Here is a 13,384-nt window from a genome sequence, read left to right on the forward strand (position 1 = left end):
CCCACGCCACCGAACTCGCGACAACCCAACTCAACGCCCGCGCCAAACCCTGGATCTGGGGCAGACCCGCCCCACCCACCCGACACCTACGCCGACGCTACGTCTACTGCCTTTGAGGAATTCAGCAGTAGTGAGTCAACGACCCGAGAGCATCGCTTGCTGCAGGCTCCCACGGCGCCGCCTTGGCGTCGGAATTCCTCCGGAGTTACGCCGTCCGGGCCTTCGCGCGCCGGCTGATCAAGCGCGTGTCGCGGTGGGAGGTTATGTTGAGTCAGCGGACTGGTGGGAATGATTCATGCCTCGTAAGGAGACCTCATGGCCACGCCTGCATCAGGATCAGTGCGACCGGGAATCATGCTGGGTTCAACGAGTGAGTTCAGTCTGTTCTTCGCGATCAGGCCTGGGCATGTCGATGAGCTGCGGGAGGCACTCACGCGCCTTGCTGAAGCTCCCGGATATAGGCCTGGCGACCATAATCTGCCCATCGCGACGATCCACGAGGCCAGATTCGTCATTTTCGACGACGGCACGCGTCTGCTGTTCGCGACGAGTTTCGACGGCCCCTGGGATGCGTACATCGAGGACTTCGCGTCCAAACCGCTGGCTCTTTTCGACAGTATCTTCAAGCATCTGGAGGGCTATAGGGGGGCCTCGGATGCCGCGGCACTGAAGGAGTTCATCGAAGGGCATCAGGTCACGGCCGTCGCGTACGCACGCAATTACGGCGGGACGGTGAAGGAGATCCGAAGGGCTGGACGTGTCAACGCCGCGTTCCAGCGGGTGCTCGACGACCCCGCGGCGGAGCAGGCGTTGCAGGACCCCGCGCTCAATCCCCTGCTCGGCGAGGCCGCCCAGTAGGCCCCGCTGTCCGTGGCTGTGCAGGTATCAGCAACTCGACCGGCTCGTCTCGGGTGACGTGCTGGGACGCTCTGGAGGTCTAGATGTCGGATCACGTATCCGGTCCGCGCGCGCTGGAGCACCCCATCGCGGACATCACCGATTTCTACGCCTTTCCCAGTCCGGAGCGCGCCGGCCATCTCGTTCTGGTGATGAACACCCTGCCCTTCGCCCCTCCCGACGGCCGGTTCTCCGAGGGATTGGTCTACCGGTTCCGCCTGCGGTCGGCCGATCTGGGCGGACCCGCCAAGCCGGTGTCTCTGACCGCCGGAGTTCCGGAGTTCACTTTCGACTGTGTCTTCTCCGTCGCCGAGCAGGACGGCGAGGCACCGGCCCGGCAGGACGGCACGTGCACCACCCCGAACGGGGAGATCGTGCCATTTCGCGTGGACGAGGAGAACCCGGTCGCCGTTCACGGCGTGCGGATTTTCGCCGGGCCCCGATGGGATCCCTTCTTTCTGGACGCGCCGGCGGCCCTGAAGACGCTCGCCACCGGGAAATTGGCTTTCACCGAACCGGGATCGATCTTTCTCGACGGCAAGAACGTGCTCAGCCTGGTCCTGGAGATCGACTGTGCCCTGCTGCTCGGCGGCGTCGAGGTGCTCGCCGTGGTCGCTGAGACCCTGACCCGCGGACCGGTCGGCATCCGTGTGGAACGGGTCGGTCGGCCGGAGGTCAAGAACCTGATCCTGGCCCCCCAACAGTTCGATCAGGTCAACCGCAGCCTGGAGATCCGCGACCTCTACAACATGGAGGACGCCTTCAACCTGTCGGAGAACTACGAGGAGGCCTATCGCGCCCGGCTCGACGCGAACCTGGCCTACTGGGACACCTTCGATGACGACGTCAGCTGGGCCGCGCTCGAGACCGGGGCGCATCCGCTGACCGAGTTCGTCCTGGCCGACTACCTCGTGGTGGACATCGGACAGCCCTACGCGGAGCACGGGTCATTCCTGGAGATCGAGTCCGCCGTGCTGGCCGGGCGCATCCATCAGACGTGCGGCGGGCGGGCACTGAACGATGACGCGATGGACACCTTGTTCACCCTCCTGGTCAACGGCGGCAAGGGGGAACGGATCCGGGACGGCGTCGACCACGCCAGCCATCCCGCAACGACGACTTTTCCCTATCTCGCCGCTCCCAACCCACGACCCCCCGAACCGCCGGGCCACCACCACCTACCCCTGAAGGACCAATGAGCACGCCTTCAGCCGATGAGAGCGTCGAACTGGAGTGGGACGACATCCAGAGCGGGGCGTTGCACGAGCGCCCGTCCCCGTATGTCGGCCGCTACGTGCTCATCCGCATCGACGACCGCGAAGCCGGTCGTGAACTGGTCCGGCGGCTCCTTCCCGCGATCGAGGCAGGCCATCCGACCGCCGATCCCGCCCGCGACGCCTGGATCACGGTCGCCTTCACCTACCAGGGCTTGCGCGCCCTGGGTGTCCCGTCCGACTCGCTCGACAGCTTCGCGCCCGAGTTCCGGGCGGGTATGGCCGCGCGAGCAGCCGAGCTGGGGGACGTCGGCGACAGCGATCCCGGCAACTGGGAGCAGCCGCTCGGCACCCCGGCCGTGCACATCGCGCTGGCCGCGCTGTCGCCCGACAGCGTGAGACTGGCCAAGGTCATGGAACGGGCGCAGCAGGCCTACGGGCAGCTGCCGGGGGTCGAGGTGATCTGGCGGCAGGACTGCTACCAGCTGGAGACGGGGCGGACCTCGTTCGGTTTCCGTGACGGGATCGGCCAACCCGCCGTGGAGGGGACCGGGAGGAACACCAACCCGCACGAGGCGCCCATCAAGGCCGGCGAGTTCCTCCTCGGCTATCCCGACGAGACGGGTGCGCTGCCGCCGATGCCCTCCCCTGATGTCCTTGGCCGGAACGGCACCTACCTGGTCTTCCGGAAGTTGCACACGCGGGTCGCCGCCTACCGTCAGTACCTGTACGACCAGGCGTCCAGCCGTGCGGAAGAGCGCCTCCTGGCCGCGAAGACGGTCGGCCGCTGGCCCAGCGGCGCGCCGCTGAGCTTGAGCTCGGACCAGGACGATCCCGAGCTCGGCGCGGATCCGGACCGCAACAACCGCTTCAGTTACCACGACGACCTGGACGGTTTCAAATGCCCGGCAGGTGCCCACGCGCGGCGCGCCAACCCGAGGGGCGCGCTGGACCATGAGAACAGCGTCAACGTCCGGCTGCACCGCATGATCCGTCGCAGCACCAGCTACGGACCCTCGCTCCCGGAAGGAGTGCGCGAGGACGACGGCGCCGACCGGGGCATCGTCTTCGTCTGCGTCGGCGCCCATCTCAAAAGGCAGTTCGAGTTCGTGAAGACGCAGTGGTTGAACGACGGAATCTTCATCGGCGCGCCGCAGGAGGCGGATCCGCTGGTCGGACGCTCCGACACCCCGGGCGTGTTCACCATCCCGCGGCGGCCGGTGCGAAGGAGGCTGCGGAACCTGCCGCCGTTCGTCGTCACGCGCGGTGGAGAGTACTTCTTCGTCCCCGGCCTGCGGGCCCTTCGCTGGCTCTCGGAACTCGACAGTTGACCTGCGGTCGAACCGCACGAAGGAGCGACAGTGACCACGCAACCGAACCGTTCCGACCGGTGGGCCGCCATGGGTTTCACCCCGGCAGGAGCAGACGTCGACGAACCGGACCAGCCCGTCCTGGTCGAGTACCTCTCGGACGGAAAGATCGCCCTGATCACCCTGAACCGGCCTGAGGCCGACAACGCGATCACGACCGCGATGGGTACCCGGCTGACCGAGATCCTGGAGACCGTCGCCGTCCGCGCTCAGGTCCGCGTCGCCGTCGTCACGGGCGCCGGCGACCGCGCGTTCTCCATCGGCAGCGACCTCAGTCAGCGCAAGCAGATGACCAAGGAGGACTGGCTGCGCCAACGTCAGGACTTCGACCGGGTCCTCTACACGCTGAGGCAACTGCGCAAACCGATCTTCGCCGCGGTCAACGGGCTGGCCTTCGGCGGCGGTTCCGAACTCGCGCAGAGCACGGACTTCATCATCGCCGCCGACAACGCCGTGTTCGGCCAGCCGGAAGCGATGATCGGATTGTCCGCCGGCGGCGGGTCGCCGGTGCTGCTGCCCCGCGTCCTGCCCCGCGGCAAGGCCCTGCAAATGCTCATGACGGGCGAATCGGTCTCCGCGCAGGAGGCCTACCGGCTGGGGATGGCCAACGAGGTGCACCCGCAAGCCGATCTCATGGAGGCCGCCCTCAAGATCGCCGAGAGGATCGCCAACAACTCACCCACCGCGGTGCAGGCGGTCAAACGGGCCGTCCGTATGAGTGACGGCGAACCGCTCGAGCAGGCGATCTCGATCATGATGGAGGCGCACTGGCGATCCGCGGTCCACCCCGACCGCGTCGAAGGGATCGCAGCGTTCATCGAAGACCGCGAGCCCCATTTCCAGGACCCGGACTACTGACATGCCCCCTCCCGCGCGGGTGTGTTCCGACAGGTACCCCGAAGGAAGTGACCAACATGGCCGCACCGCGAAGCCGTGAGCAAGCACGCTCGGACCTCGTCATGATCCAGCCCGAGCCGTTCAACGCCGAGGCCCCACGGCAGGGGCTGTCCTCGGACATCACCCCGGTCGGCCAGCACTACGTGCGCAGCAACTTCGCACTGCCCGCCCACGACGGCGTGCTGAGGATCGATGGCGCGGTCCGACACACGAGCGAACTCACGCTCGACGACCTGCGCGCGATGCCCAGCATCCAACGAACCGTCACCCTGGAATGCGCCGGAAACGGACGCCTGGCGCAAAGTCCGCTACCGGTGGGCGAGCCCTGGGGCGGCTGGGCGGTGTCGACCGCCCGATGGACCGGCACCCTGCTCCACGAGGTACTGCGCCAGGCAGGTCCGGCCGACGACGCGGTCGAGGTCATCTTCCACGGCGCGGACCACGGTCCGTACTACCAGTTCGAGGACCTCAAGTACGCCCGTTCGCTTCCCTTCGCGCACACCATGGACCCGGACGCCGAGATCCTCATCGCCTACGACATGAACGACGAACCGCTCAACGCCGACCACGGCGCACCGTTCCGGCTGATCGTCCCCAACTGGTACGGAGTCGCGTCGGTGAAGTGGCTCGACCGGATCGAGGTCGTGACCCGGCCTTACGAAGGCGAGTTCCAGACCGGCCACTACATGTACGAGTGGGCGGACCAACCGCACGAACCAGTCACCTTGATGCGCGTACGGGCCCGCATCACCGACCCGGAACCAGGGCAGAACCTCCCTCTTGGCCCGTGCCGCGTCAAAGGCAAGGCATGGAGCGGCACCGGGCCGATCACCCGCGTCGAGGTCAGCCTGACCGGCGAGGGAGAGTGGTATCCCGCCCACGTCGAACCCGCAGACTCCCCCTACCAGTGGCAGGACTGGCACTTCGACTGGGTCCCCACCACAGTCGGGCGGCACACGCTGCGCGCCCGCGCGACCGACGCCGCCGGCAACGTCCAACCCGAAGTCCCGCCATGGAACCGCCTGGGCTACGGCAACAACGGCGTCGAGGTTCAGTTCGTCCAGGTCGTGTGAGACACGCCCCGTGACCCCGGTTTCATCGTTGGTGTGTGACGGGTGCAGCGCGTCGCGGGTCCTTTGCGGGTGGTCGGCCGGGGCGGCGACGTTGTGCGGGAGTCATGCGGCCTGGGCGAAGGTGTCGGGGGCAGGTTGACGGTGCTGGAGGTGTGGGAGGAGCCGTTTTCCATGACCCGGTGGATCCGCAGGGCCGGGTCGGTGCACTGGTCCAGTTGCCGGAGGAACGCGGTGAACGTTGGCGAGTTGTTGCGCTCGATGCGCTGGGTGAGCCCTGTCCGGTGGCCACGTCCATGGCCGCGACCATGGAGACCGTGCCGTGGCGGCGGCACTCGACCTCGCGGCGCTCCTGGCGTCCAGGGCGGGCGCGCACGGTCGGGGGCGGCGGGACTTGGCCTCCCGACCGTGCGAACCCTGCGTGCGCCACACCGCGCGATGGTCGAGCACGACGGACAGGACGAGCACATCCCGCTGTGCCGCATCGAGGCCCTCGGCGACGATCAGGAGGTGGGGCTTCGGCCTCTACTCGGCCGCCGCCGACTCCAGCACCGATGTCCTCTTGCACACCGGCACCGTTACCCGCCACCCCAACGAGGCCTTCGACACCGCGGCCGTCGTTTCAGCTCGCCAATTACGAGTCGTGACCGCAATGGTCCCACTCAACCAGCAAAGAATTTGCGACGCACATCGCACTGGGAGCGTGGGCCAGTATCCGGCAGCCTACCTCCGGTTCGTAATCATTCGTGCGGAACAATGACGGTATGTAGGTGAAGACAAGCCGTTCGAAAGCCTGCGGACAAGAGGTAGTGGCAGGGCCGTGCGGCGCTGGTCGTAGGCGGCGTCCTTGTCCACTTGGGCCCGGCCCGCCGCGCGGTGGGCAGAACGGCGGATTACGTTGACGGCACTGGGCACCCCCGGCGCGCGGCAGGCTCACGAGGTGAACTGATATGCACAGACTCTTTCCATGGCAGCGTGCATCGCATGAGGATCGTCGTGCCCTGCGTACGGATTACGCCGGGGCCGTCTACGGATCGCTCCTGGCCGCCTCCGTGATCGCCGCAGCAAGTAGCGTCGGCGAGTTTCCCCGCCTCGAGACTGTTGTGCTTCTGCTCGTCACCGGGCTGGTGTTCTGGGCTGTCCACGTCTACGCGCGCCTCACCGGTGAGCGGACGGTCGGCCGGAGCATCACCTGGTCCGAGACCTGGCGGATCGGACGCAGTGAGTGGTCCATGGTGGAGGCAGCCGTCCTGCCGAGCGCCGTCGTAGCTCTGAGCCCTGTGCTTGGACTGAGCCTGACGGCCACAGGGTGGACCGCACTCCTCGTCGCTGTGGCGCAGCAGGTGACGTGGAGCTATTTCGGCGCCCTGCACGCCAGTGGGTCTCGTCGCCGAGGGGCAACGGAGGCCGCTGTGAACTTGGTGTTCGGTTTGATCATCGTCGCTGCGAAATCCCTTCTTGGTCACTGACCTCGATCGAGCTCTTCGGCGCTGGCCGACATCCGACCGCCCAGCGGTGGGCCAGCCGCTACCGCGAGCTAGGGTCCGTTGCGAAAGTGGATCTTGATCGGTGATGATCATGGTGTGGCACGTGGAGATCTGACGGATGCACGATGGGCAAGGCTGGAGCCGTTGCTGCCGGTAGGTGGCAAACCGGGGCGCGGTGCGGTGGAGTCCCGGCCGATCAGATCAGCGGCGGACAGCGCCCGCCTGGCCTGACGGGTCAGGCCGCATCGCCGCCGTCGGGTGATCGCGGTGATCGCGGTGATCCGAAGGACACGCATCAGCCGCTCGACCCGCTTCCCGTTGACGATCCGGCCGGCCCGCCGCAGGGCCGCGTGAATCCGCGGAGCCCCGTATGCGCCGCGCGAACCCGCATGCAGCACCCGGATCTCACCCACCAGCAGCTCCTCGACCCCCTCCGGCACTGCCCGAGCTGACCGCGACGCCAGGTGCGCGTAGCAGGTGGAGCGGAGCACCCCCCAGCACTCGGCACAGAAACGCACCACTGCGACCTGCAAAATTGCCCTCACACGCCTTCTCCGCGTCAATGAAACGACACCGCGCGGCGATGTCTACCTCATCTTGTCCCGCGCGAAGAAGGGGGTCGCTTTTCCCAGGACCTCGATCGTGGCCCCCTGCTCGCGGACCTTCCGCCAAAGCCGGACCAGCTCCTCACGCCCTGCACTGGTCAGAGCCCCCGTCGGTCCTGCACCGCGGTCGGCCTTCGCCTGCTTCACCCACCCGCGCAACCCCTCCGGACTCACGCCCAGATCCCTGGCGACCTCGGTGACCGTCTTGTCCGACGACAACGCCAGAGCCACCGCGTCCCGCTTGAACTCGGCCGTATACCGCTTACTCATATTGCTCTTCGTTGTCACTACCTGTGACTGCATCCTCCGGGACCATCCGTCCCAGTATCAAGCTGTCCAGCTCACAGGGAGAACTCCAAACGCAACCCCTTCCTGTCGCCCATCAAGATCGGCACCGGCTGGGCCAGTTACACGATCGTCCACTGACCCGCCCTCACGCCTCCAGTGGCATCAGCGACGACTTGAGATGACTGCCATGAGGCTCCGCCCCGGTTTCGGGGCGGAGCCTCTACGCGTTGGAAGGGATATCCGCTGCGGGGAGGTTCAACCACCCGCTCCGAGCTGTCGCGACCCTCCCCGGGCTGCCCCGCTTCGTCCCCGTGGGGACTCGTTGGGGACACATTGGGGACGCAAGGACAGGAACAGACTGACAAAGGGACCAGAGCACGAGCACACGACACACAATCTGAGCTGGGAAAACATCCAGAATCTGCGCAGAAGAGCAAGGGCCGCCAAGATCCCTAAAGGACTCATAATCCGTCGGTCGTGGGTTCGAGTCCCACCCCCCCCCCCCTGAGGTCTTGCCGGAGAACTGGCCAGCCGTACTCACGATGGAAACCAAGGCCCAGGGGACGCTCAGGGGGCATGAGGGGCCCGTTCCGGGTCGTCGTCAGCTGCTCGCCGACGCCGACCGGGACGATGAGCCGCGGGAGCCGGCCGTCTGCCGTGAGGCTCTGACGCACCACGTGGTCGTTCCGGGGCGGCGCGGGCCCGGTCGGGCGCCCGGCTGCCGTCCGGCGTGGGTTCCGCGCCGGACGGTGACGCTGCCAGGGATGAGCGGGCTCGGGCCTGGCGGTGTCCGCATCCGCGGATCAGGCGGTGTGCGTCACCCAGATTGCGGCGTGGAACGGGCCGTTGGCGGTGAATGGGCCGGGGGGCGGCAGGGCCGCTTTTCCGACAACGATCCCCGAACAGCTGGACTGCGACGCCGTGGAGTTGAGTCCGCCCAGGGCGGGCAGATTCGTGAATGCGCCGGTCTTCATGTCGAAGGAGAAAGCGAAGGAGTTGGAGGCGAATACGTTGCCGACAATGAGGTCGCCTTTGATCGCGCTGACCTCGGTGACGCCGTTTCCGGGGCCGATGCTGATGACTGCGTGGGTGGCCAGGTTGAAAGTGGACGACAGGAGGCTGTCTCCGCCCACAGCGGTGTTCCCGCTGACCAGTTGGGAGATCATCAGGCTGCGCCCGAGGTCGGTGCGGGCGTGGGTGAGCAGGTTGTAGGCGTACCCGTGGAGGGCGGCGTTGCCGGCTGTTCGGGATTGGCCCACGACGGTGTGCCCGCTGACCGCACTGGCTGTGCTGAAGGTGCCGCCGAGGGTACCGAGGTCGGTCATGGTGCGGGCGTGCCGGTTGTAGGCGAACGCGTGGGTAGCGGCGTTGCCGGTGGTCTGGGACGTCCCGACGACCGTGTCGTCGTCGGCCGCGGCCGCGGAGCTGTTGGTGCCGCCCAGTGTGCCGAGGTCAGCGACGGTGTACTGGACAGCCGGCGTTCCTGGGTCCGCCGGCGCGGGGCCGGCCGCGAGGGCCTGTCCGGCACCGGCGGTGATCAGTGCGAATGTGCTCACCGACGCGAGCAGGCACGCACGTAATCGAGTCACTTTCATGTTGCCCCCCTGTAAGAAGGATTGAGAACGCGAAAATGCACGGAATCCGCTATTCCAGCCCCCAAGCGGTATCCAAAACATCGTGCATTGCGGCTCCGGCGCTAATTCTGCGCTGACTGAGCCCGTTTCCCCATCACTTTATACAGCTTTCTCTGCGGGCCACCGGACGGCAATCGCCGTGGCTCGTACTTCCCTTGAGGTGGGCCGGCACCGGTGGCGCTCAGGTCATTGCGACGAGGCCGTCGGTGAGAGCCGGGAGGCCGATCCCGGCAAGCAGGCAATCAACTGCGACCCGGAAGGGACAAACCCTCCAGGGTGCAACCGCGCGGCCGCCCGCGAGGCTACGGAGCAGGTTCAGTCCAGGTAGCCGCGGAGCTGGTCCGCGAAGGCGTGGTCGCGGAGTTTGTTGAGGGTCTTGGACTCGATCTGGCGGATGCGTTCGCGGGTGACGCCGAAGATGCGGCCGATCTCCTCCAGCGTGCGGGGGCGGCCGTCGGCGAGGCCGTAGCGGAGCTGGACGACCTTGCGTTCGCGTTCGCCGAGGGTGGAGAGCACCGCTTCGAGGTGTTCGCGCAGCAGCAGGAAGGCGGCGGATTCGACGGGGGACGTGGCGTCGCCGTCCTCGATGAGGTCGCCGAGGGCGACGTCGTCCTCCTCGCCGACCGGGGCGTGCAGGGAGACCGGTTCCTGGGCCAGCCGCAGGACTTCGGTGACGCGCTCCTCGGAGAGTTCGAGGTGGGCGGCGACCTCCTCGGTGCTCGGCTCGTAGCCGTGTTCCTGCAGCAGGCGGCGCTGGACGCGCACGACGCGGTTGATGAGCTCGACGACGTGCACCGGGACCCGGATGGTGCGGGCCTGGTCGGCAAGCGCCCGGCTCATGGCCTGCCGGATCCACCAGGTCGCGTACGTCGAGAACTTGTAGCCCCGGGCGTAGTCGAACTTCTCGACGGCGCGGATCAGGCCGAGATTGCCCTCCTGGACGAGGTCGAGCATGGTCAGACCGCGTCCGACGTAGCGCTTGGCGACGGAGACGACAAGCCGCAGGTTGGCCTCGATCAGCCGCCGTTTCGCCATCCGGCCGTTGACCACCAGCCGGTCGAGGTCGACGGCGAGCTGGGAGTCCAGGTCAGGGAAGTTGTTCAGCTTCTCCTCGGCGAACAGGCCGGCCTCGACCCGGCGGGCCAGTTCGACCTCCTCGACGGCGGTGAGCAGCGGTATGCGGCCTATCTCGCGCAGGTACTGCCGGAAGAGGTCCGCGGACGGGCCCGCCGCCTCCTCGCGGGACCGGCGCTCCCGGTCGTCGGCCTCGTCGTCGGGGTCCCGGGCCTCGGGTTCCCTGGCTATGGAGCCGCGGGATTCCCGGGGCTCGCGGGGCTCCGGGGGCTCGCGGGGCGCGGCGGGCTCGGACGCGAGGACCTTCAGGAGCTCCGGCGGCTCGGGTGGCTCCGGGTCCGGTTCCGAGTCCGGGCCGTCCTGCACTTCCCGGCCGTCCTCGGTTTCCAGGACGTCCTCCGTTTCCAGGACGTCCTCCGCTTCCGGGTGGGTGGCGGCGTGGTTCTGCTCCGGTACCCGCTCCCGTTCCCTCGGCTCGGCCTCGGGTTCCGACAAGACCACCTCGGCCACGGTCGTCAGGGGGTGGGTCTGCACGGGAGCGACCTCCATGGTGAGCACAGTCACGGGCTCGGAGACGCGCGGCATTGGGACGGTCGCGGCCTGGCCGCTGTCCGTCCGGGAGTTCGCCGTATGCGGATCACCGGTCGCATCTCTGTTTGCAGAATCCGGTATTCCGCGCTCCGAGGACTCAGGCACCGCCCCCCAGTGTGGCGTACGGCACACCCCCGCCACGAGGGGCGTGCGCCGGGTTTTTCGGGCCAATGTCACGGGGTGCGTTCGATCGGTCACCGCACCGGACAGCGGCCTGGGGCACCTCCCAGCAATAGCTGGAGGACGGCCCTACAGAGCCGCGGTGCCCTGTTCGCGCAGCCGCTGGCCGTACTGCTGCAGCGCCCACAACTCGCTCTGGACGGCGCTGAGATCATCCGCACCGGCGCGCGGGCCGAGCCGGGTCAGATTGGCGCGGACCTCGCTGATGCGGCGCTCGACGGCCTGCAGCCGGACGGCGACGAGCTGCATGCCCGCGTAGACCTCGTCGGGGGCCCGACGGGTGTGGGTGGCCTCGACAGCCAGCTCGGTGACGAGGATCCGGACGGTGTCGTCCGGGGCGACGTCCCGGACCCGGGCGAGGTAGCCGTCGTCCGCGTGCTCGGTACCGCCGGCTTCGGAGATGGCGTGCCGGACGGCGGCGTACGGCGGGGCGGTGAACTCGTCCTCGCCGTAGGCGTCGAAGGCCGGGGAGACCAGATGCGGATGCTGGAGGGCGAGCTTGAGCAGCTCGCGCTCCACCCGGTGGGAGGGGCTGCGCAGATCCAGCCGCGGGCCGCGCGGCGGCTGGGGGCGGGTGACGCCCTGGCCCGAACCACTGGAGCTCTGGCCCTGGCCCTGCTGACGGTCGCGGCGCGGCTCCGGGCCGCGCTGGCCGCGGTCGCGGGCCCAGCGGGCGAGCTGGGAGACCCGGCGGACGACGAACTGCTCGTCCAGGATGCCGAGCTTGGAGGCGAGCGACACCGCGTACTCGTGCTGGATGGAGCTGTCCTTGATCCCGGCGACGATCGGTGCGGCTTCCTCCAGGGCGGCGGCGCGGCCCTCGGCGGTGTCGGTGTTGTGCCGGGCGACGGCGCTGTGGATGGCGAACTCGAAGAGCGGGGAGGAGTGCTCGACAAGGTTGCGCACGGCCGCGTCACCGTCGGCGAGCCGCAGCTCGCAGGGGTCCATACCGCCGGGGCTGATCGCGATGGAGGTGCGGGCGGCGAACTTCTGGTCGTCCTCGAAGGCGCGCAGCGCGGCCCGCTGGCCGGCCGCGTCCCCGTCGAAGGTGAAGACGACGTGCGAGCTGGAGTTGTCCATCAGCAGCCGGCGGAGGATCTTGATGTGGTCCTCGGCGAAGGCGGTGCCACACGTGGCGATGGCGGTGGTGACGCCCGCGAGATGGCAGGCCATGACGTCGGTGTACCCCTCGACGACGACGGCCTTGCCGGTCTTGGCGATCTCCTTCTTGGCGAGGTCGATGCCGTACAGCACATGCGACTTCTTGTAGAGCGGCGTCTCGGGGGTGTTCAGGTACTTGGGCCCGTTGTCGTCCTCGCGGAGCTTGCGGGCGCCGAAGCCGATCACGTCACCGGTGATGTCGCGGATCGGCCAGATCAGCCGGCCGCGGAAGCGGTCGATCGCCCCGCGGCGGCCCTCGCTGGCCAGCCCGGACGTGAGCAGTTCCTTGTCGGTGAAGCCCTTGCCGCGCAGGAAGCGGATGAGATGGTCCCAGCCGGCGGGCGCGTATCCGACGCCGAAGTGCTCCGCGGCGGCCTGGTCGAAGCCGCGCTCGGTGAGGAACTTGCGGCCGATCTCGGCCTCGGCGCTGCCGAGCTGCTCGACGAAGAACTGCGCGGCGATCTTGTGCGCCTCGATGAGCCGGATCTTCTCGCCCTGCTGGCGGCCGGGGTTGTACCCGCCCTCGTCGTACCGCAGCACGATGCCGGTCTTGGCGGCCAGCCGCTCGACGGCCTCGGAGAAGGAGAGGTGGTCGAGCTTCATGACGAAGTCGAGCGTGTCGCCGCCTTCTTGGCAGCCGAAGCAGTAGAAGAGCCCCTTCGAGGGACTTACCTGGAACGACGGGGACTTTTCATCATGAAAGGGGCAGAGCCCTTTCAGGTTCCCACCACCCGCGTTCTTGAGCTGCAGGTACTCCGAGATGACGGCGTCGATCGGGACCGCGTCCCGGACCGCCTTGACGTCCTCATCCTTGATCCTGCCTGCCACCCGTGAAGTCTAAGGCCCAGGTGTGACAGACCCTTGACCTCCGCCGCGGCCACCCACTAGCTTCCCCAATTGTTAAGAATGTTTACTA

At 67.8% G+C, this 13,384-nt stretch carries 11 protein-coding genes; 6 read left to right on the forward strand and 5 right to left on the reverse strand.

The window, feature by feature from the left end; translation table 11 throughout:
• The first annotated feature begins 315 nt into the window (after window positions 1–315).
• The 6 genes from O3W51_RS08220 to O3W51_RS08245 all read left to right on the forward strand — a co-directional run bounded on the left by O3W51_RS08220 (window position 316) and on the right by O3W51_RS08245 (window position 6,917).
• Window positions 316–858 (forward strand): hypothetical protein, encoded by a 543-nt coding sequence (locus O3W51_RS08220; RefSeq protein ID WP_138353251.1) that lies wholly within the window; start codon window positions 316–318, stop codon window positions 856–858.
• 83 nt (window positions 859–941) lie between these two features.
• Window positions 942–2,096, forward strand: a complete 1,155-nt coding sequence (locus O3W51_RS08225; protein ID WP_138353250.1) for a DUF4331 family protein — start codon at window positions 942–944, stop codon at window positions 2,094–2,096.
• Entirely contained in the window at window positions 2,093–3,442 is a 1,350-nt protein-coding gene (locus tag O3W51_RS08230; RefSeq protein ID WP_269284947.1) for a Dyp-type peroxidase, read from the forward strand. The genes O3W51_RS08225 and O3W51_RS08230 overlap by 4 nt, the downstream gene beginning before the upstream one ends.
• A gap of 30 nt (window positions 3,443–3,472) precedes the next feature.
• Window positions 3,473–4,339: an enoyl-CoA hydratase/isomerase family protein gene (locus tag O3W51_RS08235; RefSeq protein WP_138353248.1), complete on the forward strand. Its 867-nt coding sequence runs from the start codon at window positions 3,473–3,475 to the stop codon at window positions 4,337–4,339.
• A 56-nt stretch (window positions 4,340–4,395) separates the two neighbouring features.
• On the forward strand, window positions 4,396–5,451 hold the full coding sequence (locus O3W51_RS08240) for a sulfite oxidase (protein ID WP_138353247.1): 1,056 nt from the start codon (window positions 4,396–4,398) through the stop codon (window positions 5,449–5,451).
• A 947-nt stretch (window positions 5,452–6,398) separates the two neighbouring features.
• Complete coding sequence (locus O3W51_RS08245) at window positions 6,399–6,917, forward strand: hypothetical protein (protein WP_187144867.1); 519 nt, start codon at window positions 6,399–6,401, stop codon at window positions 6,915–6,917.
• Between the two features lie 107 nt (window positions 6,918–7,024).
• Here the strand turns inward: O3W51_RS08245 and O3W51_RS48765 are convergent, their stop codons facing one another.
• From O3W51_RS48765 to dnaG, 5 genes are all read right to left on the reverse strand, one after another.
• Window positions 7,025–7,480: an IS3 family transposase gene (locus tag O3W51_RS48765; protein WP_443048253.1), complete on the reverse strand. Its 456-nt coding sequence runs from the start codon at window positions 7,478–7,480 to the stop codon at window positions 7,025–7,027.
• A 42-nt stretch (window positions 7,481–7,522) separates the two neighbouring features.
• Window positions 7,523–7,810 carry a transposase gene (locus O3W51_RS08250; RefSeq protein WP_187144869.1) on the reverse strand — a complete coding sequence of 96 codons (288 nt, stop codon included), beginning with the start codon at window positions 7,808–7,810 and terminating at the stop codon, window positions 7,523–7,525.
• Between the two features lie 821 nt (window positions 7,811–8,631).
• A complete protein-coding gene (locus O3W51_RS08255) occupies window positions 8,632–9,384 on the reverse strand; it encodes a hypothetical protein (protein WP_187144870.1) in 753 nt (250 codons plus the stop codon).
• A gap of 393 nt (window positions 9,385–9,777) precedes the next feature.
• The gene (locus O3W51_RS08260) at window positions 9,778–11,121 is read right to left on the reverse strand and encodes an RNA polymerase sigma factor (RefSeq protein ID WP_443048254.1); all 1,344 of its coding nucleotides are present in this window, start codon (window positions 11,119–11,121) and stop codon (window positions 9,778–9,780) included.
• Window positions 11,122–11,376: 255 nt separating this feature from the next.
• Window positions 11,377–13,296, reverse strand: coding sequence for a DNA primase (gene dnaG, locus O3W51_RS08265; RefSeq protein ID WP_138353244.1), 1,920 nt, complete (start codon window positions 13,294–13,296; stop codon window positions 11,377–11,379).
• Between the last annotated feature and the right edge of the window lie 88 nt (window positions 13,297–13,384).

Source organism: Streptomyces sp. H39-C1, from assembly GCF_027158125.1.
Classification (GTDB): domain Bacteria; phylum Actinomycetota; class Actinomycetes; order Streptomycetales; family Streptomycetaceae; genus Actinacidiphila; species Actinacidiphila fildesensis.